Source organism: Ruegeria sp. HKCCA0370 (assembly GCF_013033705.1).
Taxonomy (GTDB): Bacteria; Pseudomonadota; Alphaproteobacteria; order Rhodobacterales; family Rhodobacteraceae; genus Ruegeria.
This window is the reverse complement of the sequence record NZ_WQEP01000003.1, coordinates 170,730-195,775: the sequence shown is the minus strand read 5'-3', so window position 1 is coordinate 195,775 and position 25,046 is coordinate 170,730. Positions and strand designations below refer to the sequence as shown.

At 57.3% G+C, this 25,046-nt stretch carries 20 protein-coding genes; 10 read left to right on the top strand and 10 right to left on the bottom strand.

Annotated features, from left to right (window positions below; genetic code table 11):
• Positions 1–68: 68 nt before the first annotated feature.
• The 3 genes from GOW31_RS09565 to GOW31_RS09555 form a co-directional block, all read right to left on the bottom strand.
• Positions 69–2,282 (bottom strand): NADP-dependent isocitrate dehydrogenase, encoded by a 2,214-nt coding sequence (locus GOW31_RS09565; protein WP_171169594.1) that lies wholly within the window; start codon positions 2,280–2,282, stop codon positions 69–71.
• Positions 2,283–2,599: 317 nt separating this feature from the next.
• Complete coding sequence (locus GOW31_RS09560; RefSeq protein WP_171119271.1) at positions 2,600–3,658, bottom strand: ABC transporter ATP-binding protein; 1,059 nt, start codon at positions 3,656–3,658, stop codon at positions 2,600–2,602.
• Positions 3,655–4,461 carry an IclR family transcriptional regulator gene (locus tag GOW31_RS09555; RefSeq protein WP_171169592.1) on the bottom strand — a complete coding sequence of 269 codons (807 nt, stop codon included), beginning with the start codon at positions 4,459–4,461 and terminating at the stop codon, positions 3,655–3,657. The genes GOW31_RS09560 and GOW31_RS09555 overlap by 4 nt, the downstream gene beginning before the upstream one ends.
• 141 nt (positions 4,462–4,602) lie before the next feature.
• On the opposite strand from GOW31_RS09555, the gene GOW31_RS09550 reads away from it, so the two are divergent.
• The 10 genes from GOW31_RS09550 to GOW31_RS09505 all read left to right on the top strand — a co-directional run bounded on the left by GOW31_RS09550 (position 4,603) and on the right by GOW31_RS09505 (position 15,867).
• Positions 4,603–5,862, top strand: coding sequence for an ABC transporter substrate-binding protein (locus tag GOW31_RS09550; RefSeq protein ID WP_171169590.1), 1,260 nt, complete (start codon positions 4,603–4,605; stop codon positions 5,860–5,862).
• Positions 5,863–5,954: 92 nt separating this feature from the next.
• Complete coding sequence (locus GOW31_RS09545) at positions 5,955–6,881, top strand: carbohydrate ABC transporter permease (protein ID WP_171119269.1); 927 nt, start codon at positions 5,955–5,957, stop codon at positions 6,879–6,881.
• Position 6,882: 1 nt separating this feature from the next.
• Positions 6,883–7,731: a carbohydrate ABC transporter permease gene (locus tag GOW31_RS09540; protein WP_170345350.1), complete on the top strand. Its 849-nt coding sequence runs from the start codon at positions 6,883–6,885 to the stop codon at positions 7,729–7,731.
• Positions 7,728–9,068 (top strand): alpha-glucosidase/alpha-galactosidase, encoded by a 1,341-nt coding sequence (locus GOW31_RS09535; RefSeq protein WP_171169588.1) that lies wholly within the window; start codon positions 7,728–7,730, stop codon positions 9,066–9,068. Before GOW31_RS09540 ends, GOW31_RS09535 begins: the two co-directional genes overlap by 4 nt.
• A 58-nt stretch (positions 9,069–9,126) precedes the next feature.
• Positions 9,127–10,833: an IlvD/Edd family dehydratase gene (locus GOW31_RS09530; RefSeq protein WP_171169586.1), complete on the top strand. Its 1,707-nt coding sequence runs from the start codon at positions 9,127–9,129 to the stop codon at positions 10,831–10,833.
• Positions 10,833–11,597: an SDR family NAD(P)-dependent oxidoreductase gene (locus GOW31_RS09525; protein WP_171169583.1), complete on the top strand. Its 765-nt coding sequence runs from the start codon at positions 10,833–10,835 to the stop codon at positions 11,595–11,597. The genes GOW31_RS09530 and GOW31_RS09525 overlap by 1 nt, the downstream gene beginning before the upstream one ends.
• A 4-nt stretch (positions 11,598–11,601) precedes the next feature.
• Positions 11,602–12,495 carry a 2-dehydro-3-deoxygalactonokinase gene (locus tag GOW31_RS09520; RefSeq protein WP_171169581.1) on the top strand — a complete coding sequence of 298 codons (894 nt, stop codon included), beginning with the start codon at positions 11,602–11,604 and terminating at the stop codon, positions 12,493–12,495.
• On the top strand, positions 12,492–13,097 hold the full coding sequence (locus GOW31_RS09515) for a 2-dehydro-3-deoxy-6-phosphogalactonate aldolase (RefSeq protein ID WP_171169579.1): 606 nt from the start codon (positions 12,492–12,494) through the stop codon (positions 13,095–13,097). Before GOW31_RS09520 ends, GOW31_RS09515 begins: the two co-directional genes overlap by 4 nt.
• Positions 13,094–13,954 carry an SMP-30/gluconolactonase/LRE family protein gene (locus GOW31_RS09510; protein WP_171169577.1) on the top strand — a complete coding sequence of 287 codons (861 nt, stop codon included), beginning with the start codon at positions 13,094–13,096 and terminating at the stop codon, positions 13,952–13,954. The genes GOW31_RS09515 and GOW31_RS09510 overlap by 4 nt, the downstream gene beginning before the upstream one ends.
• Entirely contained in the window at positions 13,951–15,867 is a 1,917-nt protein-coding gene (locus GOW31_RS09505) for a beta-galactosidase (protein WP_171169574.1), read from the top strand. The genes GOW31_RS09510 and GOW31_RS09505 overlap by 4 nt, the downstream gene beginning before the upstream one ends.
• A gap of 40 nt (positions 15,868–15,907) precedes the next feature.
• Here GOW31_RS09505 and GOW31_RS09500 read toward each other — a convergent pair whose 3' ends face one another.
• The 7 genes from GOW31_RS09500 to GOW31_RS09470 all read right to left on the bottom strand — a co-directional run bounded on the left by GOW31_RS09500 (position 15,908) and on the right by GOW31_RS09470 (position 25,031).
• Positions 15,908–17,179, bottom strand: coding sequence for an ABC transporter permease (locus GOW31_RS09500; protein WP_171169572.1), 1,272 nt, complete (start codon positions 17,177–17,179; stop codon positions 15,908–15,910).
• Positions 17,176–18,096, bottom strand: a complete 921-nt coding sequence (locus tag GOW31_RS09495; RefSeq protein WP_171119259.1) for an ABC transporter permease — start codon at positions 18,094–18,096, stop codon at positions 17,176–17,178. The genes GOW31_RS09500 and GOW31_RS09495 overlap by 4 nt, the downstream gene beginning before the upstream one ends.
• 12 nt (positions 18,097–18,108) lie before the next feature.
• On the bottom strand, positions 18,109–19,221 hold the full coding sequence (locus tag GOW31_RS09490) for an ABC transporter ATP-binding protein (RefSeq protein ID WP_152460254.1): 1,113 nt from the start codon (positions 19,219–19,221) through the stop codon (positions 18,109–18,111).
• 116 nt (positions 19,222–19,337) lie between these two features.
• Positions 19,338–20,462 carry an extracellular solute-binding protein gene (locus tag GOW31_RS09485; protein ID WP_152460253.1) on the bottom strand — a complete coding sequence of 375 codons (1,125 nt, stop codon included), beginning with the start codon at positions 20,460–20,462 and terminating at the stop codon, positions 19,338–19,340.
• 147 nt (positions 20,463–20,609) lie between these two features.
• The gene (locus GOW31_RS09480; protein ID WP_171169570.1) at positions 20,610–22,574 is read right to left on the bottom strand and encodes a beta-galactosidase; all 1,965 of its coding nucleotides are present in this window, start codon (positions 22,572–22,574) and stop codon (positions 20,610–20,612) included.
• A complete protein-coding gene (locus GOW31_RS09475; RefSeq protein ID WP_171169568.1) occupies positions 22,571–24,217 on the bottom strand; it encodes an amino acid ABC transporter permease in 1,647 nt (548 codons plus the stop codon). The genes GOW31_RS09480 and GOW31_RS09475 overlap by 4 nt, the downstream gene beginning before the upstream one ends.
• A 64-nt stretch (positions 24,218–24,281) precedes the next feature.
• Positions 24,282–25,031, bottom strand: a complete 750-nt coding sequence (locus GOW31_RS09470) for a basic amino acid ABC transporter substrate-binding protein (protein ID WP_171119251.1) — start codon at positions 25,029–25,031, stop codon at positions 24,282–24,284.
• Between the last annotated feature and the right edge of the window lie 15 nt (positions 25,032–25,046).

Genomic DNA, 25,046 nt, shown 5'->3' with positions numbered 1-25,046 from the left:
GGACCGCGCAAAGGCGGTCCCTTCGTGTTTTGATGTCGGACGAAACTCGCCCGCCTGTTCGACGGCAATCAGCCGATGATTGCGTTCAGCGTAGCGCTGGGGCGCATCACAGCGGCGGTTTTGACCGGGTCAGTGTGATAGTATCCGCCCAAATCCACCGACGGTCCTTGGACTGCGGCCAGTTCCGACAAGATCTGCTCTTCTTTGTCTGCCAGCGCTTTTGCAAGTGGTGCCATTTCAGCTGCCAGATCGGCATCGTCAGATTGGGCAGCCAAGGCTTCGGCCCAGTAGCGCGCGAACCAGTAGTGGCTGTCGCGGTTGTCCGGTTCGCCGACTTTTCGACTTGGCGACCGGTTGTTGTCCAGAATGCCCTGAGTTGCGGCCTCTGCCGCAGCGCCAAGAACACCTGCCTTCACGTTTCCTTTGGCGTCGGCCAGGAAGTTCAGGGATTCCCCAAGCGCGCAGAATTCACCCATCGAATCCCAGCGCAGGTGGTTTTCCTCGACCAATTGCTGCACGTGTTTCGGTGCCGAGCCCCCTGCCCCGGTTTCGAACAGGCCGCCGCCATTCATAAGCTTGACGATCGACAGCATCTTGGCCGAGGTGCCCAGTTCAAGGATCGGGAACAGGTCGGTCAGATAGTCACGCAGCACGTTGCCCGTGATGGCGATGCTGTCCTTTCCGGCGGTGATGGTTTCCAGCGTCTGGCGCGTTGCCTCGCGCGGGGCCATGATCTGGAACTTGTCAGCCACGCCCGCGGCCTCGAGCGCCGGTTCCACGTATTTGATCAACTCTGCGTCATGGGCGCGGTTCGCATCCAGCCAGAAGATCGCCTCGGATCCGGTCAGGCGCTGACGGTCCATCGCCAGTTGGATCCAGTTCTCGATCGGCGCCTTCTTGACGGTGCAGGCCCGCCAGATGTCACCCTTTTCGACCTCGTGCGAATGCAGGGTCTCGCCGTTGGCCAGAACGATGCGCATTGTACCGTCGGCGGGTGCCTCGAAGGTGGTCGGGTGGCTGCCGTATTCCTCGGCTTTCTGCGCCATAAGACCAACGTTTGCGACCGCACCGGCAGTGGCCGGATTCAATGCACCGTTGGCTTTGAAGAACTTGATGCTTTCATCATAAACAGTCGCATAGCACCGGTCGGGGATGACGCAATTTGTATCACCCTTGGCGCCGGTCTCATCCCAACCCTTGCCGCCCGCGCGGATCACCGCTGGCATCGAAGCATCAATGATCACATCGGAAGGAACATGCAGGTTGGTAATGCCCTTGTCGCTATCCACCATATACATGGATGGACGATCAGCCTTGATCGCGTTTATTGCGGCGACGATCTCGGCATTGTTTTGAACCCGCTCAAGCAAGTCGCCAAGACCCGAATTCGGATTCACACCCAGCGCATCCAGTTCCGCACCGAATTTTTCGAAAACCGGCGCCAACCAGGCCTTGACCGCATAGCCAAAGATGATCGGGTCCGAGACCTTCATCATCGTGGCTTTCAGGTGCAACGAGAACATTGTGCCATCTTTCTTGGTGTCCTCGATGGCCTCTGCAAGGAAGGATGACAGTGCTTTGACCGACATGAAGGTCGCATCAGCCACGGTGCCTTCTTCCAGCGGCCACGCGTCCTTCAGGACAGTCACACTGCCGTCTTTGCCGACAAACTCGATCCTTGCATCGCCTGCCTGGGCAGCGGTGATGGTGGCCGATTTCTCATTGGCGTAAAAATCGTTGCCCGACATGGACGAGACTTTGGTTTTGCTGTCCGAGGTCCATTCGCCCATGGAATGCGGGTTGTTGCGGGCATAGTTTTTGACAGCCCGCGCCGCACGGCGGTCACTGTTACCTTCACGCAGAACCGGGTTCACGGCCGAGCCTTTGATGGCATCATAACGCGCACGGATCGCCTTTTCTTCGTCGGTAGAAGGTTCTTCGGGATAGGCCGGGATATCATAGCCTTGCGACTGCAACTCTTCTATGGCGGCCACCAGTTGCGGAACCGATGCCGAGATGTTCGGCAGCTTGATCACATTGGCGTCCGGGGTCTTTACCAGCTCACCCAATGCCGCCAGATCGTCCGAGACGCGCTGCTCATCCGTCAGGTTCTCGGGGAAGGCTGCCAGAATGCGCCCGGCCAGTGAAATGTCCTTGGTGCCCACGCTGACGCCAGCAGCCGAAGCGAACTTGCGAATGATGGGCAGGAACGAGGCGCTGGCCAGTTCGGGCGCTTCGTCTACAATGGTATACAATATGTCGAAGTTCGATTTATCTGCCATATTCTTTTACCTTTTTAAGCCTTTCGGGGCGTGCGATCCAAGAGTTGAAGCCACTTCAGCGTGGCGCGGGAGGGGCGCGATCACGATACCGCCCCTGGGTGACTCTGTTTTGACAGGGCCTCCCTTAAATCACGTTGCGCTGGGAATCAATCATCTGTGCCCGCGCATTTTGCCACGGGCTGGGCGTGGATGGCCTTTGATGTCATCAGCTCAACGTTTCGCCCGCCTGTCTTTGGCGTTTCCCTTCTGGTCACGCCACATGTTTTCCATAAAGCTGCACGGCTGGTCCCACGAATTTTTCGGGTTGCGGCCAAGGATTACCGAAATCTCTGCCCTGTCTCGGGATCAAATACCATGGCACGGTCAGGTTGAATGGATATGCCAATCCGGTCGCCGGTTTTGCTGCGCTGGTCATCCCTCTCTTCGACAATCAGTTTGTCACGATTTGGCGTCAGCAAATATGAGTAGGATACACCCCCAAGCGCTTCGGTCAGATCCACGGTGCAGGTGTCCGCAGACCGGTCGATATGAATATGTTCAGGGCGCATCCCCAACGTCACCTTGTCCGTTCCGGCAGGAACGGTTGCCGAGACCGGCAATGGCTGGCCCAAAGCGGGATGAGTGACATGGCCGTCGGCATAATCGCAATCGAGAAAGTTCATCGCGGGCGAACCGATGAAACCTGCAACAAACCGGTTGTCAGGATCACGGTACAGATCCATCGGGGCGCCGACCTGTTCGATCCGGCCATCGCGCAGCACCACAATCTTGTCGGCCATCGTCATGGCTTCGACCTGATCATGGGTCACATAGATCATGGTTGCACCGATTTCCTGATGCAGACGCGCGATTTCGACGCGCATCTCGACACGCAATTCAGCGTCCAGGTTGGACAGGGGTTCGTCAAACAGAAAAACCTCGGGCCCGCGTACAATCGCCCGCCCGATCGCAACCCTTTGCCGTTGCCCCCCGGACAGGGCCTTGGGTTTGCGCTTGAGATAGGGATCAAGCTTCAGAATGCTCGAAGCCTCCTGCACCTTCTGGTCGATCTCGGCTTTTGGGACACCGTTCATGCGCAGGCCAAATCCCATGTTTTCGGCCACTGACATGTGCGGGTAAAGCGCATAAGTCTGAAACACCATCGCCACGCCGCGCTTGGCTGGATCCATATGTGTCACCTCGCGCGATCCAATGTGAATCTCACCTTCCGAGGTTTCTTCCAGCCCTGCGATCATCCGCAACAACGTGGATTTTCCGCACCCTGAAGGCCCAACAAAAACGCAGAACTCTCCATCTTCGATTTGCAGGTCGATCCCATGAATGACCTGAGTCTGACCGTACCGTTTGATTGCCCGATTCAGAGTTACACCTGTCATGTCATTAGCATCCTGTCGTTTTTCGAACCTGGGCCTGTTTCGGGAAACCGCCAGGCTTGTGCCTCGGTTCCGATTTGTTCAGCCACACGCCGCAGGCGCGGCACCCAGGCTTCGAGTTGATCGAAATCCATTCGTTCGGTGGACCCGGTTATCGAAATCGCCCCAAGCATCCGACCGTTCGACGTCAGAACTGGGCAGGCGATGCATATGATGCCAGGCTCGTGCTCTTCATCATCGACGGCAAATCCCCGGCTGCGAATTCTGTCAAGATCAGCCCGCAACGTCTTTTCGGATGTCAGAGTTTTGTCGGTGAAGCGGTGATAGCTTTGCTGCGACACCGCCCTGTTCAGCGCATCTTCGTCCAAGAAGGCCAGCATCGCCTTGCCGACCCCCGTGCAGTAGGCCGGGCCAACTTTTCCAGCCTGAGAGTACATCTCGATCGGTTGTGCGGCGTTGCGTTTGTCGACGTAAAGAACCTGACTGGAATCAAGCTGCGCCAGATGCACGGTTTCACCGGTTTCTTGGCTGAGGGCATCCAGAAAAGGCCGCGCTATCGGGGCCAATGAGCTTTGCGTCCATGCCGCATGGGCCAACCGAACCAACCGCATCCCGGGCGCATAGGTCTGCCTGTCGCGGTCATAAGACAGCATTCCCTGGTTGGTCAGGGATTGCAGAAATCGGTACAGGGTCGCCTTTGGAAAATCGCTGTTTTCCAAAAGTTCAGCGAATCGAACTGGGCGCTCGAACGACGCTACATGATCCAGCACATTACATGCTTTGCCTATAGTTCCGTCACCTGACACGGGCCATCATTCTCCTCCGATTATCCCTCGCCATCCTCACGAGGGTCTTGACAACAGTAACCGAGTCGATGTGTAGTTTTCAATATATAAAACAAGGTTTCATTATTTGGAACTTTGCAGGAGACCAACAGGGAGGAAACCATGTATTCAACTTTCAAGCGCACGACGGCTGCGCTGGCGCTTGGTGTCGCGATGGCGGCGCCAGCTGCTGCGGAACTCACCGGAGATCTGCGGATTTTTCTGGACACATCGAACCCGGCGCCACGCGCGACGATGGAGGCGATGATCGAGCGTTTTGGGGCACAGCATCCGGGGTTGGAAATCGAAACAACCGTTATCGACCGCGAGGCGTACAAGACGCAGATTCGAAATTTCCTGACAGCTGACACCCCGGACGTGGCCACATGGTACGCGGCCAACCGCATGAAACCATATGTCGAGGCGGGTCTGTTCGAGGATGTGTCGGACTTGTGGGCAGAGCCTGAGATCGCCGACAACCTCGCTTCGACCAAGGGCGCGTTGACAATCGACGGCAAGCAATGGGGCGTGCCCTATACCTACTATCAGTGGGGTGTCTACTATCGCAAAGATATCTTTGATGAACTGGGTTTGAGCGAGCCGACCACTTGGGAAGAAGAACTGTCCAACTGCCAGAAAATCGTCGATTCCGGACGGGCCTGCTATACTATTGGCACCAAGTTCCTTTGGACCGCCGGTGGCTGGTTTGATTATCTGAACATGCGGACCAATGGTTTCGACTTCCACCAGCAACTCGCCAACGGCGAAGTCAGCTGGGAAGATGACCGGGTAAAACAGACTTTCGCCAACTGGAAACAGTTGATCGACATGGGCGCCTTCATCGACAATCACCAGACGTATAGCTGGCAGGAAGCCCTGCCCTTCATGGTCAATGGTGAGGCAGCAGCCTATCTGATGGGCAACTTCGCAGTGGCGCCGTTGCGCGACGCGGGCCTGACAGATGACCAGCTGGATTTCTACCAGTTCGTCGCGATCAATCCCGATGTTGAGCTGGCCGAAGACGCCCCGACCGACACGTTCCACATCCCGGCCAATGCTTCGAACAAGGAAGCCGCGCGCGAATTCCTGCGTTTCGTGGTCTCTGCTGACGAACAGACCGAAATCAACAACGGCGCGAATCTCGGCCAATTGCCGGTCAACGCGCAATCCGCTGTGGATGACGACAAGTTCCTGCAACAGGGCTTTGAAATGCTTTCGTCCAACAGCCCCGGTGGGGTAGCCCAGTTCTGGGACCGCGACGCGCCTGCGGAAATGGCCAAAGTGTCCATGGAAGGTTTCCAGGAATTCATGGTCAAACCCGACAACTTGGACCGGATACTGGCCAAACTCGAACGCGCGCGCGCGCGTATTTACGATAACTGACCAGGCAAGGGTCGGGCCAAAGCCCGGCCCACGCTCCTTTGAATCGTAGGGCGGGTTCCGACCCGCCTTGCTCCAACAGACCCGAGTTTCCCATGACAGTTGCTGCCGACGCCTCAGAACAGGAAAGCTGGTTCCATCGCAACCAACAACGCATCGCACCCTGGCTGTTTCTGGCCCCCGGGATGCTGTTCTTTTTGGTCTATGTGATTATCCCGGTATTCCAGTCCTTCAACCTGTCTCTTTACGAGTGGGACGGCCTGGGCGCTGCCGAATACGTTGGCTTTCGTAACTACGAAGACCTTTATTGGGAGTGGGTGGATCGGGATGCTTTCTACATCTCGATGAAAAACAACCTGATCTGGCTGATCCTTTACCTGGCTGCGATTCCGGCAGGTTTGTTCATCGCCCTGTTCCTGAATCAGACCGTTTGGGGCATCCGCCTGTATAAGTCCCTGTTTTTCTTTCCTTTCGTGATTTCTCAGGTCGTGGTGGGGCTGGTGTTCACCTGGTTCTACGATCCGACCTTCGGGTTGCTGAACGAATTCCTCGGCTTCTTCGGCCTCGGCCCGGTAAACGTGTTGGGCGATGAGCGTTTCGTGACCTATGGCATCATCTTCGCCGGCCTCTGGCCACAAACCGCCTATTGCATGATCCTGTACCTTACCGGCCTGAACGCTGTAGACCCGGAACAAATCGAAGCAGGACGCCTGGACGGGGCCAAGGGCTGGAAGATGCTCTGGCACATCATTATCCCGCAACTGCGACCTGCAACCTTTATCGCGTTTGTCGTGACCATCATCGGCGCATTACGGTCTTTCGACCTGATCTCAATCATGACACAAGGCGGACCTTTCGGATCCTCCCGCGTGCTGGCCTATTACATGTTCGAGGTCGCGCTGTCCGAATATGGCTTCCGCATGGGTTATGGCGCGGCCATCGCCGTGATCCTATTCCTGATCATGTTGTGCTTCATCGCCTACTTCCTGTGGTCGATGTACCGTGAAGAGAAGGGGCGCTGAGATGTTTCCCAAACCCATCGAAAAACAACCCCGCGCGGCGCAGATCACGTATCAAGCCATGCTTCCATTGGCCCTTCTGTTGTGGCTGGGTCCCCTGCTGGCGGTTGCTCTTTTCTCGGTAAAACCTGCTGCTGACTTCACCAACGCGAATTACTGGGGGATGCCGTCCAGCTTTGAGGGCGCCTTCAACTATGGTCAGGTGTTCTTCAATTCGGACATGCCGCGATACCTGCTGAATTCATTTATGATCACCGTCCCTACCGTGATCGGAGCGGTGGCCCTCAGTTGCATGACCGGCTTCGCGCTTGGCATCTACAAGTTCAAGTCGAACCTCTGGATATTTTTCATGTTCGTGGCCGGGAACTTCGTGCCCTTCCAGATCCTGATGGTGCCGGTTCGCGACCTGACCCTGCAACTTGGGCTCTACAACACCAAGACCGGGCTGGTCCTGTTCCACATCGCATTTCAGACCGGGTTCTGCACCCTGTTCATGCGCAACTTCATCCGCGCCCTGCCCTTTGAACTGATCGAGGCCGCACGGGTCGAGGGTATCAGCGAATGGCGCATCTTCTGGTACGTGGTCCTGCCGCTGATGAAGCCCGCGATCGCCGCGCTCAGCGTGCTGATCTTCACCTTCATCTGGAACGACTATTTCTGGGCCGTCGTCCTGACGCAAGGCGCAGAAAGCCAGCCTGTAACTGCCGGAATCACCAGTTTCAACGCACAATTCCGCGCCGCTTATCAATTGATGAGCGCGGGCTCCATCGTGGCGGCTCTGCCACCGGTGGCCATGTTCTTCCTGATGCAGAAACACTTCATTGCGGGTTTGACCCTCGGAGCTGTGAAATGACCAAAATTACCTTTATCGGTGCCGGGTCCACAATTTTCATGCAGAACATCGTTGGGGATGCTCTGTTAACCCCTGCACTAGCCGACAGTCACTTTGCGCTTATGGATATCGACCCCCAGCGCCTTGCGGAAAGCGAAGCAGTTGCGCGCTCCATGATCCGCTCGGTCGGGGCCGGGGCGACAGTCTCGACCCATACCGACCGCCGCGCGGCGCTGGACGGGGCCGATTTCGTCATCACCGCGTTTCAGGTGGGGGGATACAAGCCCTGCACGATCACCGATTTCGAGATCCCCAAGCAGTATGGCTTGCGTCAAACCATCGCTGATACGCTGGGCGTCGGAGGGATCATGCGAGGCCTGCGCACGGTTCCGGTGCTTTGGGATGTCGCAGGGGACATGATGCAACTCTGTCCGCACGCGACGTTGCTGCAATATGTAAATCCGATGGCCATCAACACCTGGGCACTGGCCGAACGCTTCCCGACCCTGAAACATGTGGGTCTTTGTCACTCGGTTCAAAATACAGTCGAGGAACTGGCACACGATCTGGATCTGCCAAAGGATGAGTTCCGCTACAAAGTCGCGGGCGTCAATCACGTCGCATTCTTTCTGAAACTGGAACATCAAGGCCGCGACCTGTATCCGGCACTGCGCCAGGGCTATCAGACGGGGAAATTCCCGAAGGCACCGCTGCTGATGCCGCGCTGCCCCAACAAGGTGCGGTACGAGGTGATGGATCACCTGGGCTATTTCTGCACAGAAAGCTCGGAACACCTGGCCGAATACGTGCCGTGGTTCATCAAGGACGGGCGACAGGACCTGATCGAGGAATTCTCCATCCCGCTGGACGAATACCCCACCCGCTGCGTCGAGCAGGTCGAGATGTGGAAGGAACAGGCCAAGACCCTGACCGACGGGCGCAATATCGATGTCACGCGCAGCCACGAATTCGCGGCCGACCTGATGAACGCGATCGTTACGAACACGCCCTACATGGCCTATGGCAACCTGCCCAACACCGGCCAGATCCCGCAACTGCCCATGGGCGCGGCGGTCGAAACCCCCTGCCTGGTGGACAGCAACGGCGTACAGCCTTCTGTCGTGACCGACATCCCGCCGCAGTTGATTGCCCTGATGCGCACCCAGATCAACGTACAGGAACTGACTGTTCGGGCCCTGACAGAACAGAACCCCGAATACATCTATCACGCCGCGATGATGGATCCGCACACCGCCGCCGAACTGGACCTGCGCCAGATCCGCAACCTTGTCACGGATCTGCTGACGGCCCACAACGATTGGCTGCCCGACTGGTGCCGCCCGGCCCGCGCCGCCTGATCTTCATCTTTTCACAAATACTCAGATCCAACTTCCGCCAAGAAAAACAAAGCCAGAAATGACAAAACGCCGCTCACAACATTGGTATGGAAAACTCGACAAGGATGGCTTCATCCACCGGTCGTGGATGAAAAACCAGGGCTTTCCCGACCACGCTTTTGATGGACGACCCATAATTGGCATCTGCAACACCTGGTCGGAACTGACCCCCTGCAACTCGGGCCTGCGCGATCTGGCCGAGGGCGTAAAACGCGGCGTGTGGGAGGCGGGCGGCGTTCCGGTAGAATTCCCCGTCATGTCGCTGGGCGAAACCCAGATGAAACCCACTGCGATGCTGTTCCGCAACCTGCTGGCCATGGATGTCGAGGAATCGATCCGCGCCTATGGTATTGACGGGGTCGTTCTGTTGGGCGGCTGCGACAAGACCACGCCGGGGCAGTTGATGGGGGCGGCGTCAGTCGATCTGCCTTCGATCGTCGTCAGTTCAGGCCCGATGCTGAACGGTAAATACCGCGGGCAGGATATCGGATCCGGCACCGATGTCTGGAAATTTTCCGAAGCGGTTAGGGCCGGCGAAATGACGTTGCAGGACTTCATGAACGCCGAGTCCGGCATGTCGCGCAGCGCTGGCGTCTGCATGACCATGGGCACCGCGTCCACCATGGCGTCGCTGGTCGAGGCGATGGGCATGAGCCTGCCCACCAATGCCGCGCTTCCGGCGGTCGACGCCCGCCGCATGGCGCTGGCGCACATGACAGGCCGGCGCATCGTCGAGATGATCGACGAAGACCTCAAGCCCTCGGACATCCTGACCAAAGAGGCGTTTGAGAACGCCATCCTCGCCAACGCGGCCTTAGGAGGCTCGACCAATGCGGTGGTTCACCTGCTGGCGCTGGCGGGACGTGTTGGGGTTGACCTGACCTTGAAGGACTTTGAAATCGGATCCGAAATACCACTGCTGGTCAACTGCATGCCGTCGGGCAAATACCTGATGGAAGACTTCTGCTACGCAGGCGGCATGCCGGTGGTACTGAATGAACTCAAATCGTTCCTGCGCCCGGCAAAGACGGTTCTGAACAAGGATATCTCGGCTCACTTCGAAGGAGCCGAGTGTTTCGATACCGACGTCATCCGTCCCTTCGATGATCCTGTAAAGCCCGCTGCCGGCCTGCGTGTTCTGCGCGGCAACCTTGCGCCGAATGGGGCCATCGTCAAGCCTTCGGCGGCCACTGACGCGCTTCTTGAAACCGAGGGCGAGGCTTTCGTGTTCGACAACATCGAAGACCTAAAGGCCAATATCGACCGTGAAGACCTGCCGGTCACGACCAAGAGCATCCTAGTGCTCAAAGGGTGTGGCCCCAAAGGGTATCCGGGCATGCCCGAGGTCGGCAACATGCCAATTCCGGCGAAATTGGTGAAAGAGGGTGTACGAGACATGATCCGGATCTCGGATGCCCGCATGTCGGGAACAGCTTATGGCACCGTCATTTTGCATGTCAGCCCCGAAGCACAGGCGGGTGGCACGCTGGCGCTGGTCAAAACCGGAGACCGCATCCGTGTTTCAGCCAGCAGTGGCGAACTGGAACTGCTTGTGGACGAAAACGAACTGAACGCCCGCCGCGCCGCGTGGCAACCGGATGATCCGCACTACACTCGCGGTTACGCAAAACTTTACATCGACCATGTGCTGCAAGCGGATCAGGGGGCGGATCTGGATTTCCTTGTTGGCAAAGACACCCGCCTCGTGACCAGAGAGAGCCACTGATGACCCAGCCAGCTACATACCACGATCTCAACGGGACCTCCGTCTATATCACCGGCGGCGGCTCGGGCGTTGGTGCGGCGCTGACAGATGGGTTCATGGCACAGGGGGCCAATGTGGCCTTCATTGGCCGGTCGGATGCCAGCGGGTTTGTCGAAGAGATGCGCAACAAGCACGGCCGCGCGCCGCTGTTCCTGCAAGGCGACATGACGGATACCGAACTGCTGCACGCGACGATGGCCAAAGCTGCCGAGGCTCATGGCCCTTTGAATGTCTTGGTGAACAATGCAGCCAACGACCAACGTCATACGCTTGAGGAAACCACGACGGAATTCTGGGACTGGATGATCGAGGTGAACCTGAAAGCCTATTATTTCGCGTGTCAGGAAGCCGCCCGGCAAATGAAAGATGGCGGGTCGATCATCAATTTCAGCTCGATCAGTTACATGATGGGCAATGCTGGCTATCCGATCTATACGACCTCGAATGCCGGGATCACGGGGATGACACGGTCATTGGCACGAGAACTTGGGCCGAGGAAAATCCGCGTAAACGCTCTGGCCCCCGGCTGGGTTCTGACGCAAAAACAGTTGGATAAATGGGCCACGCCGGAGGATCTGGCGGCCCATTTGGACCGGCAATGTCTGAAAGAGCACCTGAAGCCCGAGGATATGATAGCACCAACACTTTTTCTGGCGTCCAGGGCCAGCCATGCGATGACCGGGCAATGTATAGCTGTTGATGGCGGCGTTGTGGTTTCGGGGTGATGTTATGAATACTGAATGGATCGCCGTCGACTGGGGAACATCTCATTTACGGGCCTGGGCCATGCAGGGTTCGACTGCGCTGGACCATGCGCAATCCGGCAAGGGCATGGCGCATGTCGGGCCTGACGGGTTTCAAGCCGCCCTGCTGGATTTGATCGAAAACTGGTTGCCCGGCGCGCCGGTGGATGTGGTCGCTTGCGGAATGGTCGGCGCACGCCAGGGCTGGGTGGAAGCCCCTTATTCGACCGTGCCGTCGGAACCCTTGCCGGATGTCCCGATCCGCGTACCTGGATCAGACCCGCGCATTCGGGCCTTTGTCATACCCGGTCTGAAACAGACAACTCCGCCGGATGTGATGCGGGGTGAGGAAACCCAGATTGCCGGATTTCTGGGCACGCGCCAGAATTGGGACGGCGTCATCTGCCTGCCCGGAACCCACACGAAATGGGTTCAGGTAAGCGCTGGCGAGGTTGTAAGCTTTCGTACCTTCATGACGGGTGAGTTGTTCGACCTGCTATGTGGTCAGTCCGTGCTGCGGCACTCTGTAGGCCCGGGCTGGGACGAAGACGCCTTCGCCGAGGCGGTTGCGGATACGTTGTCAAAGCCCGAACAATTGGCTGCGCGTCTCTTTAACTTGCGAGCGGCGGACTTGCTGCAAGGTCAGGCCAAAGCCACCGCGCGTGCGCGCCTTTCCGGAATGTTGATCGGTGCCGAACTGGCCGCGACGCGGCCTTATTGGCTGGGGCAGCAACTGGCCATTATCGGGGCGGAAGGCGTGGCGCAGACATATGCAACAGCCCTGCAACGGCAAGGCGCGTTCGTGGAAACCGCAAACGCCACCGAGGCAACTCTGGCCGGGCTTGCGCTGGCCCGAAACATGACAAGGCAAACCGCATGAGCCGTCCCATCATCGCCATATTGCGTGGCTTGCAACCACACGAAGCCAAAGCCGTTGGCCGCGCCATTATCGATGCCGGCATCGACCGGATCGAAGTGCCGCTCAATTCTCCGGATCCGCTCGACAGTATCAGCACTTTGGTTGATGCGTTTGGAAATCAGGCCCTGATCGGCGCGGGCACTGTTTTGACAGTCGATCAGGTGGACGCTGTGTCGGCCGCCGGAGGCAAGTTGATCGTATCGCCCAACTATGACGCCGAGGTCATCAAGCGTTCCGTCGCGTTGGGCCTGCAAAGCTGGCCGGGGGTTTACACCCCAACCGAAGCCTTTGCGGCCCTCAAGGCCGGGGCCACCGGTTTGAAGCTGTTCCCGGGGGTGATGGCTGGTCCGGCGGGTTTGGCCTCCTTGCGTCCGGTTTTGCCCATAGGCTCGCTTGTTTTTGCTGTTGGCGGTGCCGGACCCGACAATTTCGGACAGTGGATCAAAGCGGGCGCAGATGGCTTTGGGATAGGCTCTGCACTTTACAAACCCGGAATGGATGTCGCCGAAATCGCCGAGCGCGCCCGGCATATCGTTTCGGCCTATGACGAGGCCGCCGGATGAGCACCATCTTTGACGACCGCCCCTGCGAGTTGGGTGAAGGCCCGTTGTGGCATCCTGAAAGACGTCAGCTTTTCTGGTTCGATATCATCGGCAAGCGCCTGATGACCCGCGAGCGGGGAATGCCCAAAAGCTGGAGCTTCGATGAACATGTTTCGGCCGCGGGGTGGGTGGATCGCGATACGCTTCTTATGGCGTCGGAAACGGGGCTGTGGCGTTTTGATTTGCAATCCGGAAAGCGGAACTTGATCACGCCTCTGGAAGCCGACAACCCCGTCACCCGTTCAAACGATGGCCGCGCTGATCCTTGGGGTGGGTTTTGGATCGGCACAATGGGCCAGCAGGCGGAACCCGGCGCCGGATCAATCTATCGCTTCTGGAAAGGTGAGTTGAGGCGATTGGTTCCAGATGTAACAATCTCCAACGCGATCTGTTTTGCCCCCGATCGTTCGGTGGCCTATTTCTGCGACACCGCAACGAAACAAATCAGGCGCTGGCGTCTGAACGCCGAAACCGGTTGGCCGGAAGGCGACAGCGCAGTTTTTCTGGATTTGCGCAAAGAAGGTCTGAACCCGGATGGTGCGGTCATCGATGCCCAGGGGAATATCTGGATTGCACAATGGGGTGCCAGCCGGATTGCGGCATACACGGCCGACGGCATGTTTCTGAAAGCCGTTGCATTTGACGCATCCCATACGTCATGTCCCGCTTTCGGGGGCGATGAACTGAATACGCTTTTCTGCACAACGGCCCGTCAGGGATTGAGCGCAGAAACAATAGACAGCCAACCGACCAACGGCATGACCTTTGCCGCGCGAAATGCAGGTCAGGGTCAGGCAGAACACAAGGTCATCTTATGAAGCCGGAACTGGGCGTCTGTTATTATCCTGAACATTGGCCAGAGGCGATGTGGGCCGACGATGCCGCGCAAATGGTCAAAACAGGCCTGACATGGGTGCGCATTGGCGAGTTCGCGTGGAGCCGCATCGAGCCGCAATCCGGCGTATTGCAATTCGAATGGCTGGATCGCGCGATTGAGACACTCGGAGCAGCCGGATTGAAGGTCGTGCTGGGCACGCCAACCGCAACGCCGCCGCGCTGGATGTTGGACAAACACCCGGACATGCTGGCTGCCGATGAAAATGGCAACCCGCGCAAGTTCGGATCCCGGCGGCATTACTGCTTTAGCCATCAAGGCTATATCGACGAATCTACCCGCATCGCCCGGATATTGGGTGAACGGTACGGTAAGAACCCGCATGCGGTCGCGTGGCAGATTGACAATGAATATGGGTGTCACGACACCACTCTCAGCTACAGCGCTGCTGCCCAACAGGCGTTTCGCCATTGGCTGGCCGAACGGTACGGAACAATTGAAACGCTGAACCGGGCGTGGGGCAATGTGTTCTGGTCGATGGAATATCGCAACTTCAGCGAAATCGACCTGCCCAATCAAACCGTGACCGAGCCGAACCCGGCTCATGTACTGGCATTCCGGCGCTTCAGTTCGGATCAGGTCGCGGCTTTCAACAAAGCACAGGTGGATACGCTGCGGCCGTTGACTGATGCGCCGCTCTTGCACAATTACATGGGCCGTATTCTGGACTTCGACCATTTCAAAGTTGGCGCGGATCTGGATATCGCTACCTGGGACAGTTATCCGATCGGTTTTCTGTCGGACCGGCTGGAAGCCGACGACGCGCACAAGACCGCCTTTTTGCAACAGGGCGATCCGGACATGCAGGCGTTTCATCATGATCTCTACCGGGCGGTCGGGCGTGGCCGTTGGTGGGTGATGGAACAACAACCCGGCCCGGTGAATTGGGCACCGTATAATCCGGCGCCGCTGCCCGGAATGGTGCGGCTTTGGTCATTGGAGGCGGTTGCTCATGGCGCCGAGGTGGTGAGTTATTTCCGATGGCGGCAAGCCCCGTTTGCGCAAGAGCAAATGCATGCCGGCTTGCTGACGTCGAACAATCACCCTGCTGCTGCACTGGCAGAAGCCCGTCAGACCGCAGATGACCTGAACTCGTTGGGTGCGGTGCAACAGATACAGGCCAAAGTGGCCATTCTGTTTGATTACGCCTCGGACTGGGCGTGGACCACACAACCACAATGCGCGGGATTTGACTATTTCCGATTGGTTTTTTCGGCTTATCGCGCGCTGCGACGGGCCGGTTTGTCGGTAGACTTTGTTTCGGCAAAGGACATTCCTGCCGATTACTCGGTGATCTTTGCCCCCGGTTTGGCCACAATGGATCCTGATTTGGAACAACGCCTGGCAGAAAGATGCGATCTTGCCATTCTGGGACCGCGCAGCGGCGCGATCACCCGCGATTTTCAAATTCCTGAAAAGGGCAGACCCGGTCTGAGCAGGATCGATTGCGATGTCGATCTGGTCGAAACTCTGCCGCCCACGGTTGAACGCACGGTCAAGGGTGGCGGCGCGGCGCGGCATTGGATCGACCGATTGTCAGGAACGGCCAAAGACCTGCTGAGTTTCGAAGACGGAACACCTGCTCTCAAGGCAGGGGACGGAATATGGTACTTGGCAGGCTTTCCCGATGCAGACCTTTGGGACCGCGTGATAGCCATGGCGGCGGAAGAAGCCGAATTGACATTGCGCAGGATGCCGCAAGGCCTGCGACTGCGCGAGACGGCCAATCATGACTTCCTGATCAACTACAACGCAGGGCCGGTGAATTGGAACGGGCTCACCGTCGAAGGTTGTGACGTCAAAATCCTGAAACGCAATCCGCCCGAACTGACCTGAGGTCAGTCCGGGCGGGTGCCGAGGTTACGAAGCTGCGCTGCTATTCGTCGCTTTGCAGGCTATTGGGGTCAAACACCCTGCCGAAACCACTGTTGTTGGACGGAGCGCTTTCGGAGTCAGACCCACCATCTGCGCCTTCGTTTTCGTCACCCCCTAAAGAGTTCGGTGCAAAAACATTGCCAAAGCCGCTGTTGTTCGACGGTTTCGGGGTGGATTGCGCACCGCCCTGTTCCGCTTCTTCAGCTTCGCGTTGCTTGAGGCGTTCTTCACGCTGTTTGCGCAACTCCTGAATACGCTGTTCCGCTTCCAGCTTCTTCTGCTCGCGGACATCGGCGATACACTGCGCCGGATTGTAGGTGGCCGCAGTGCCGACAACTGTGATCGTTGCGACGGCAAATACAACCAACAGAACCGCTGCCATGTTGCCGGAAAAGAAGCTGGGCAGTTTGATCTTGCCGGCCAGCTCTTCAACCGTCGCGTTCTTGCGCGCCGCTGCCACCAGTTCCTGACGTTTCAGCTTGGCTTCGTTCAGCAGAGCGAAGAACACTGTCAGCGCCACGATGATGAAGGCCAGCGCCGAGATCGCGGGTGTGATGCCATAACGGACCTTTTGGGCCAGTTCGATCGTCAACGTCGGGTATTCACCGAAGGTAAAGGTGGTGGTGTTGTAGTTTTCGAACGATGCGAGGAACGCCAACACCGCTGCCGATGCAATCGCCGGGCGCATGAACGGCAACAGGATCTTGCGGAAGGCCTGTGCGTGGCTGGCACCAAGGTCCAGCGCAGCCTCGGTCAAGGCCACGTCGTATCGCTGCAAGCGTGCCACCAACACCAGCATGCAGTAGCTGGCGATAAAGGTTGATTGGCCGATCACCGTCAGAAAAATGCCATTTGACAGGAAGCTGTCCGCCCCCAGTCCCAGCATCCGGTTGATACGATCCCAGAACACCAGCGTCGAGATACCCAGAACAACACCCGGGATCAGGATCGGAGCGATAATGATCGTATAGTAAGTCGCCCGAAGTTTTGGCCAGATCTGGGTCAGCATCAGTGCACCCGCCAGACCCATGGCCACTGACAGGATGACCGTGCCGATCCCGATGATCAGTGAGTTCTTGATACCGTTCAGGATGCGCTGATCCTGAAACAGCTCGCCAAACCACTGGAAGGTCAGACATTCCCACGGGCTCATCCGTGGGAAGCCGGACGAGTTGAACGCGGTGATCGACATGATCACAAGCGGTCCCAGCAGATAAAGGAAGAAGATCGCCAGATAGACCCAGATGCTTATGCGGAGAAAGGAATTGTTCATTTCCCGATATCCCCCATGTTCACTTTGAACAGGCGCATCATGGCCAGCACAAACAGGATACAGGTCACCAGCAGGACGATCGCGTAAGCAGCCCCTTGCGGCCAGTCGTTGTTATCGTTGAACTGCTGATAGATCAGCTGTGTGAACCACAGCGACGAAGGCCCGCCCAGGATTTGCGGTGCCGCTAGTGCGCCCGCAGACAGCATGAACACCATCGTACAGCCCGAACTGATCCCTGGTTTGGCATAAGGAATGACCACACGCCAATGTATCCGCCACCACGGCGCACCAAGGTCGCGCGCGGCTTCGATCTGATTTTTATCCAGGCTTTCTATGACGTTATACATTGGGAAGATCATCAGCAGGATATAGGCATAACCCAGCCCGGCATAGAGCGCGATATCGTTCCGGATGAAGTCGAACGGCGTATCCCAAACCCCCAGTCCCACGAACAACGTGTTCAGAACACCGGTTTCACCGAAGATAATGCGCAAAGCAAAGGCGCGCAGGATTTCGTTGATCCAGTAAGGGATGATCAGCATGATCGCGAAGATGCGGATATGGCTGCCTTCGGACTGCCCCAGATAGTAGGCGATCGGATAGCAGATGATCAGGTTGAAAATCGTGACGCAAACGGCCGCAACGAGGGTGCGGAAGAACACCCGCAGGTCAACCGTGTTGTAATCCTGACTGCCGCCTTCAGGGCCGTATATCAGGTACTTGTAGTTCTCCAGCGTATAGACGTCCTTCGGCCCGCCAATCTCTGGAGGCGGGAGATTTGGACGGAACGAGAAATCCAGCATCGACAGCTGCGGCAGGATGATAAGGCCGATGGTCCAGAACAGAACCAGACCCAGGATCGCCAAGCCCATACCGGTGCCGTTGCGATTGAAGAATTCTTTCAGGAATCGGGGCATGAGATCGTCCCCCTATTCCGCTGCCAGTTCACCGGCAGGAACGATGACCGCGTTATGCGTCTCGTATTCCAGCGTGATGTTCTGTCCGGTGTGGTCCTCAAAAGATTGCCCATGGTTGGGGATCGAGACCTTGATTTCTTTTCCGCCTTCACCTTCTGTGAAGATGTTAAAGACGTTGCCCTCGAACTCTTCATGATTGACCCGGGCGGTGACGAAGTGATCGCCCGTTGCGCCATCTGGGGCAATCGCAAAGGCCTCGGGACGGATGAACATCATCGCGTCATCACCTTCTTTCATTTTGCCCTGATTGGCCGTCGAAATCCTTGCCACCAGATCACCCGAACGGTTGGTCGCGATCAAAGCTTCCTTGCCCATCACTTGCTTGATTTTACCGCGGAAAACATTGTTTTCGCCGACGAATGAAGCCGCGAAAGCCGTGTTGGGATCGTTGTAAATCGTCTTCCCGTCGGCGATTTGATCAATCACACCGGCACGCATGACAGCGATATTGTCCGACATGGTCAGCGCTTCGCCCTGGTCGTGCGTGATGTAGATGAAGGTAATGCCCACGCGCTGCTGAATTTCACGCAACTCGGTCCGCATGTGCTGGCGCAGTTTCAGGTCAAGTGCCGAAAGGGGCTCGTCCAGCAACAGCACGTCCGGTTCGGCGCAGAGTGCCCGGGCAATCGCAACACGCTGACGTTGACCGCCTGACAATTCGCTTGGCAGCTTGTCCCCCTGCCCCGGTAACGCAATCATGTCCAGAAGCTCATCGGCGCGCCTGCGGCGTTCGGCAGCACTGGCCCCTTTGATTTCCATGGAAAACGTGATGTTTTCCCAGACCTTCATCAGCGGGAACAATGCGAGGTTCTGAAAGATCAGCGCCGTCGGACGCTTGTTGGGCCCGATGCCACGCATATTGTTGCCACCAATGAGGACGTTGCCTTCGCTTGGTTCAAGAAAGCCGGACACTGCCCTCAGAATGGTTGTTTTTCCGCAGCCCGATGGCCCGAGGAAAGAAAAGAAATCGCCCCCGTTGATGTTGACGTTTGCATCGCGCACGGCGACAAAGTCGCCGAAACGGATCCACAGGTTTTCCAGATCGACTCCGACCCCTGCACTCATTTTTGGTTTCTCCCTGAGGTGCGTGTTGTCACCACACAGTATTAGTGTCCGCCACGCCGGGACGGCGCGCAGATGGGTGCCCCCCGCAGGATGCGGAGGGCGAAGGTTCGGAACGCTTAAGCGCTCTTGAACTTGTTGACGAACTCGGTCCGGGTTTCAGCATACCACGGCGCTTCTGCAGGCCACGGATTGAGATTGGCCAGCGAGTCGCCCGGATAGGCCTCGGCAAAGTTCTTCTTGTAAGTGTCGCCGGAATACTGGTCGGCGCCCAATACCGGCGAGTTGTAGCCGTGACTGTCAATGGCAACACCGGCCGGCTTGGCCTGATAGGCAAAGTCGATGAAAGCGTAAACCTGATCGATATTCGCGGCACCAGTTGGCATGGACATACCATCCACCCAAGCCATCGCACCTTCGACAGGCGCCTGATAGTGCACCGGCTCGCCTGCGGATTTCAGTGCAAGGGGTGGGCCGTCCCAGGTTTGGCCAACAATAACGCCTTCGTTCAGAAGACCGTTCTTCTGTGTGTCGGCGTCGTTCCAGATCAGTTTGATGCGGTCCTTGCGTGCAACGCACCAATCGGTGATCTGGCCCCAAACCTTACGCATGGTGTCTTCATCACCATATGCCGCCCAGACCGAACCCGGCTCCATCTCGCCAGCGCGTTCCATATAAAGGCCGGCGCCCAGCATCATGGAATGCGCGCGGCCCATGGTTTTCCCGGCGTTCGCTTCCGACCACACGTCGCCATAGGACGGCGCATCACCATCCGGTAGCCACAGGTCAGTACGGTAAGCGATTCCTTCTGTACCCCAGATATGCGGCAGCCAGTGCGCACCTGAATCGCCAAAGTTCCACGCATCAGTACCAATCTTGGCCATGGCAGGGTTCACCAGATCGATCGGAACCTTGTTCATGTCGAAGGGCTGGAGCAGCTCCAGCGGTTCCCACTGCAACGACCGGTTGTTGGTCGGTGAAACGATATCAAAACCCTGGCCCTTGGTGGCCTTCATCTTGTTGATGATCTCTTCGTTCGAGCCGATACCGGTATAGTTCACCTTGATTCCAGTAAGCGTCTCAAACTCTTCGATGAAGCTGGGCGGCAGGTAGTCCGACCACATCAGAATGTTGATTTCGCCCGACGAAGCCAGAGCGCTCTTGCTGTAAAGGGGTGCCGCAAGTGCCGCGGCACCTGCGCCTTTCAACACAGAGCGTCTCGAAAATGAAGAATGTTTAGCCATAGGTGATCTCCCATTGTTGGATGAGTTTGTTTTTGTATTTTTATTCATAGGACTTTCTGTGCCCGTTCGTCAGTCCAAAAGTGACAGTTTACGGAATTCTTATGTCCAGTTTTTGTTCTTGACACGTTTCGGTTGAATTTCAGAGCGTTAGTTTACCTGCCATACGGTAAAATCGCGCGCGCCAACCGGATCCGAGCCGATCAAAATTCGTCGTGATCCACCACCAGGCAGGGGTTTGGACATGTCACCAAAATTGAAAGCAAAATGCAACGTACCGAGTCGGGTTACGCGTAGGTCTGGATCGCAGTCCAGAGGCTTCAGCCCTGCCCATTCCAAGACATCGCGCATAATCTCGTGCACGAGCGCACCGCCGGGTACCATGGCCAGATATGTCGCACGATCCGACCGGACGACCGCTGGGCTGGCGTCGCAATAGGCACTTTTGAAGCGCGCCAGGACATTTGCCTCGGTCTCGACGATTTCGCGCCAACCAGCAAAGTCAAAAAGCTGACCGTTCTGCAACTGCACGGATTCCCTTGCAATATCCGGCAGCGATTCGACACGGGCGACACGGACGCCGGTCAGATCCGCCAACGCACCCGGCGCCAGATTCGAAGGGGTCTGCATTTGAGTTGTCTTGCTGCCGGATCGGGCACCAATCAAAAGCTTTGCCCCCGAAACCTCAAGTCTTGTGGCCAGATCCGGGGTCACTATCATGCTTTGCGGCAGCACGATCAGGGCGTAACCTTCCAAACCATCCTCGGGACCCACAAAATCAATGTCCACCCCCAGACAGCGCAAGGCGGTGTACCATTCGCGGAAGATATGGGAATTGGGGAAGTCATCATCATGCGGCAGAATATCGGCCGCCCAGATCGAAGCGTAATCCAGCATCATCGCCACCGAGGCTTTAACGCGCGTCGTTGACGGCAGGTTTTCGCGATCCTTCACAATCTGAGCCAGTTCGAGCGCGGCTTGATCCAGACTGTCATCCGAGCGCAGCAAAGCTGTATGGTATTGTTCCTGCGCGAACTTTGCCTGGCGCCATCGAAAAAACATCACAGCTTGCGCGCCGTGTGCATATGCGGCCCAGGTCCAAAGCCGAACCATCCCTTCGGCTGGGGAAGGGTTCTGTGCCGCCCAGTCCACCGGCCCCGGCTGTTGTTCCAACACCCATACCCGCCCCCGCCCCTGACTGCGATACAAGTCGCAATGAAATCCCTGATAATCTGGCGCGCCGGTTCGCAGATAACGGCGCTTTTCCTTCTCTGACAGGGTTGAGCCCATCAGATTACCCAGCGGGTAGCTGTCAAAGCCGACGATATCCAGATCGGCGGCCACTGCGTGGTGATCGAATTCGAAACTACCGGCCATGAAGTTGTGCGTGATATCTCGACCCGGCGCAAGTTCGCGCAGCACGTCCACCTGTGTCTTGTTGAACAACCGCACCCGGTCCGAAGAATAGCGCCTGAAATCAAGGGCATGGGTGGGGTTGGGTGTGGCAACCAAACCATTGGGCAGTTCAATCTGGTCAAAGCCGGAATAGAGGCTCCCCCAGAACACAGTCCCCCAGGCCTCGTTCAATGCGTTAATTGTGCCGTATCGTTGTGCCAGCCAGCGCCGAAATCCCGCCCGTGCGGCATCGGAATAGCTGAGAACGGTGTCGTGGTCATTGTACTCATTATCGATCTGCCAGGCATGGACATGAGGGTTCTGGCCATACCTGGCGGCATATTCCGTGGCGATCCTTTGCGCCTCGGCCAGGTACACGTCACTGGAAAAACAATAATGTCTGCGGGAACCATAACCCCTGACCCGACCGTCCGGGCCAACCGGCAGAATTTCGGGGTGCTCATCAATCAGCCATTTGGGTGGCGCAGCCGTTGGAGTCGACATCATGACCCGCAGGCCGGCCCGCCCCAGAATCTCGATGACGTCATCCAACCAGTCCCAGTGAAACCGGCCGCGTTCCGGTTCAATCAGACCCCAGGTGAACTCGGCGATCCGAACCCAATCCAAACCCATCCCGGCCATCCGTGCGACGTCACTGCGCCACTGGGACGGGTCCCATTGTTCGGGGTAGTAGCAAACCCCAAGCTCCAGTTTGCTCATCGGTTGTCCTTTGCCGTGCGCCGTTCGATCCATTTCAGGAAGCTTGCGCAACAGAGGGTGAGTACCACATACAGAATTGCTGCCGTATTGAACGGCGCAAAGGGCAGAAAGCTAGCTGCCTGAAACTCTCGCATCCTTTGGGTCATGTCGCGGACGGACAGGATGGACAGCAACGAGGTATCCTTGATCATCGCGATAAATTCGTTGCCCAATGGCGGGGTGACGATCCTCAGGGCTTGTGGCAGAACGATCAGCCGCGCCGTCTGCCAGCGCGACAAGCCCAGCGAACTGCCCGCTTCCAGCTGCCCTTTCGGGATGGCCTCGATCCCAGAGCGGAATATTTCGGCCATATAGGCCGAATACCCGACCGAAATCGCGATGATCCCGCGTGTCATGTTGGTCATATCAATGCCGCCCCCCGTGGCATCCTTGACCGCGCCCGCCAAGGGCAGGCCGATGTAAAGAATGATCACCAACATCGGAATGCCGCGTATCGTGTCCACGAAAAATTCGGCCCCGACCGCCAAGGGATGCAGCTTGTGCTGTGCGCCACCAATGGTCAGCGTCAGCAGCAGAAAGCCGAATACAGCAAAAGCCAGTGCGGGATTTCGATATTTATCAGGCAAGAAACTGGTCTGCCACAGAACCGGATAGCCTTGTGAATGAACGTCCACGGGAACAAACGCTCCGGAAACGCTGTCTACGGTTTCAATCTGCTCCAGGGCGGCCGCTGCATCAGTGGCGCTGCGTATGCGGTATTGTTGTTCGCCGGCACCGTCGAACTCTCCAAACCGGATGATGTCAGCCTGCGCCTGTGGCGTGCCGCGCACAATGGCGATGCGCCCTTCGGTGCTTCCAACCAGAACGTAACTGACCTGCGGCTGCATGAAGAAAAAGGCTGATATCCCAAGCAATGACAGGCTGATGGAACCATACAGAATCGTGGTGCGCGCCCGTGGTTTGAACGATTGCAGCCCCACCCAGATCAAGCCCAGAATGGCCGAGAAGATATAGGCGAAGATGGCTGCGCGAAACGTAATGGCAACACCCGTCGCGAACTGCCAGTGGGCCATGAACATCAGATAGAACAAAACCGCACCTGTAAGGCATTCCAGCCCCAAAAGAACGCGCCTGCGCCAAGGGGGTTGCAACCCCGTGGAAAGCAGGCTCAAGCCGACAACAGCTGTGTATGCGGCCAGAAGAACTTGCAGTCCTGTTTGAACATGGGTCACAACTTCAGGGTACAACACCCACGTCTGACTGGACCGGTCGATCAGGCTTGATGTGTTCTCGCTGAGCGCATGAAAGAAAACGGATTCCGCGAAGGGCATCAAAAGCTGTGGAGATACAAAGCTCATGGCCAAAAGCGCAATTGACGCGGGCAGCGCCGCAAGGGCCAAAACGCGCAACCAGCCGGGGGCATGATTGGTAAAACGTGCATACCGGGCGCAGAGATATCCAAGGATTGCAACCGAGACGATCAGCAGAAAGCCGACGAAAATCGGCCCTGCATTGTTGCCGATCCCCAGAATTGCGATCAGAGATCGCAGATATTTCGAGGATGTGGCGAACAGATAGATGATGAAGGGAGCGGCTGCGAGCAATACAAGATTGCTCGGGCGGATCGTGCTGAGACGCGACATGGAACTTCTCCGCTGAAACATGGCCCGGCAGCCTTAGCCCCCGGGCCCAGAAAGGCTTGAAGGATCAGTTTGTGCCCCAGTATTTGGCCTTCAGCGCGTCCAGCGTGCCGTCTTCCTGAATGGCGGCGAGACCGGCATTGATTGCATCCACCGTCGGGTCACCTTCCTGAAACACGATTCCCAATGGATCCGATTGCAGGCCTGTGATGCCCACGGTCAGTTCTCCGGCAAACTCCTGCTCGTAGGCCGCGGCAGAGGTGCCATCGATGATCACCCCTTGCACGTCTGCGTTTTGAAGCGCCAGAATAGCCGCCGAGAAGTTGTCGTAGAGGCTGACATTCTCGCGCCCTACAAGCTCTTCCGCCAGTTGGGCGTTGGTCGTCGCTGTTTGTGCCGCCAGTTTCTGGCCACCCGCTTTGAAATCCTCAAGCGTCATATCCGCGTTGTCGACTTGCAGCAAAATGGCCTGGCTGACAACGATGTACGGTTCGGAAAAGTCCATAGTTTCTTCACGTTCGGGCGTGATCGATACGCCCGAGATGACCAGGTCGAACTCACCCTGTTGAAGCGCCGCAAAGATGCCGTCCCAAGCGGTGTTTACGAAATTCGGAACGCAATTGATCTTTTCACAGATTGCATTCATCACATCGACATCAAAGCCTACGATTTCACCGGTTGTTTCGTCGACGGTTTCCATCGGGGGATAGGTTGCATCCGTTCCGATCTTGAGAACGCGACCTTCCAGATCGGCGGCAAAAGCCGCCGGCGCTGTCAGCATTGCAAGCGTTGCAACGGCAAATAGGTTTTTGAACATGTTCGGTTTCTCCTC

Excerpts from the sequence above, each read along its gene's own strand:
- GOW31_RS09565 (WP_171169594.1), bottom strand. The coding sequence starts at position 2,282 with ATGGCAGATAAATCGAACTTCGACATATTGTATACCATTGTAGACGAA.
- GOW31_RS09560 (WP_171119271.1), bottom strand. The coding sequence starts at position 3,658 with ATGACAGGTGTAACTCTGAATCGGGCAATCAAACGGTACGGTCAGACT.
- GOW31_RS09550 (WP_171169590.1), top strand. The coding sequence starts at position 4,603 with ATGTATTCAACTTTCAAGCGCACGACGGCTGCGCTGGCGCTTGGTGTC.
- GOW31_RS09545 (WP_171119269.1), top strand. The coding sequence starts at position 5,955 with ATGACAGTTGCTGCCGACGCCTCAGAACAGGAAAGCTGGTTCCATCGC.
- GOW31_RS09540 (WP_170345350.1), top strand. The coding sequence starts at position 6,883 with ATGTTTCCCAAACCCATCGAAAAACAACCCCGCGCGGCGCAGATCACG.
- GOW31_RS09535 (WP_171169588.1), top strand. The coding sequence starts at position 7,728 with ATGACCAAAATTACCTTTATCGGTGCCGGGTCCACAATTTTCATGCAG.
- GOW31_RS09530 (WP_171169586.1), top strand. The coding sequence starts at position 9,127 with ATGACAAAACGCCGCTCACAACATTGGTATGGAAAACTCGACAAGGAT.
- GOW31_RS09525 (WP_171169583.1), top strand. The coding sequence starts at position 10,833 with ATGACCCAGCCAGCTACATACCACGATCTCAACGGGACCTCCGTCTAT.
- GOW31_RS09520 (WP_171169581.1), top strand. The coding sequence starts at position 11,602 with ATGAATACTGAATGGATCGCCGTCGACTGGGGAACATCTCATTTACGG.
- GOW31_RS09515 (WP_171169579.1), top strand. The coding sequence starts at position 12,492 with ATGAGCCGTCCCATCATCGCCATATTGCGTGGCTTGCAACCACACGAA.
- GOW31_RS09510 (WP_171169577.1), top strand. The coding sequence starts at position 13,094 with ATGAGCACCATCTTTGACGACCGCCCCTGCGAGTTGGGTGAAGGCCCG.
- GOW31_RS09505 (WP_171169574.1), top strand. The coding sequence starts at position 13,951 with ATGAAGCCGGAACTGGGCGTCTGTTATTATCCTGAACATTGGCCAGAG.
- GOW31_RS09500 (WP_171169572.1), bottom strand. The coding sequence starts at position 17,179 with ATGAACAATTCCTTTCTCCGCATAAGCATCTGGGTCTATCTGGCGATC.
- GOW31_RS09495 (WP_171119259.1), bottom strand. The coding sequence starts at position 18,096 with ATGCCCCGATTCCTGAAAGAATTCTTCAATCGCAACGGCACCGGTATG.
- GOW31_RS09490 (WP_152460254.1), bottom strand. The coding sequence starts at position 19,221 with ATGAGTGCAGGGGTCGGAGTCGATCTGGAAAACCTGTGGATCCGTTTC.
- GOW31_RS09485 (WP_152460253.1), bottom strand. The coding sequence starts at position 20,462 with ATGGCTAAACATTCTTCATTTTCGAGACGCTCTGTGTTGAAAGGCGCA.
- GOW31_RS09480 (WP_171169570.1), bottom strand. The coding sequence starts at position 22,574 with ATGAGCAAACTGGAGCTTGGGGTTTGCTACTACCCCGAACAATGGGAC.
- GOW31_RS09475 (WP_171169568.1), bottom strand. The coding sequence starts at position 24,217 with ATGTCGCGTCTCAGCACGATCCGCCCGAGCAATCTTGTATTGCTCGCA.
- GOW31_RS09470 (WP_171119251.1), bottom strand. The coding sequence starts at position 25,031 with ATGTTCAAAAACCTATTTGCCGTTGCAACGCTTGCAATGCTGACAGCG.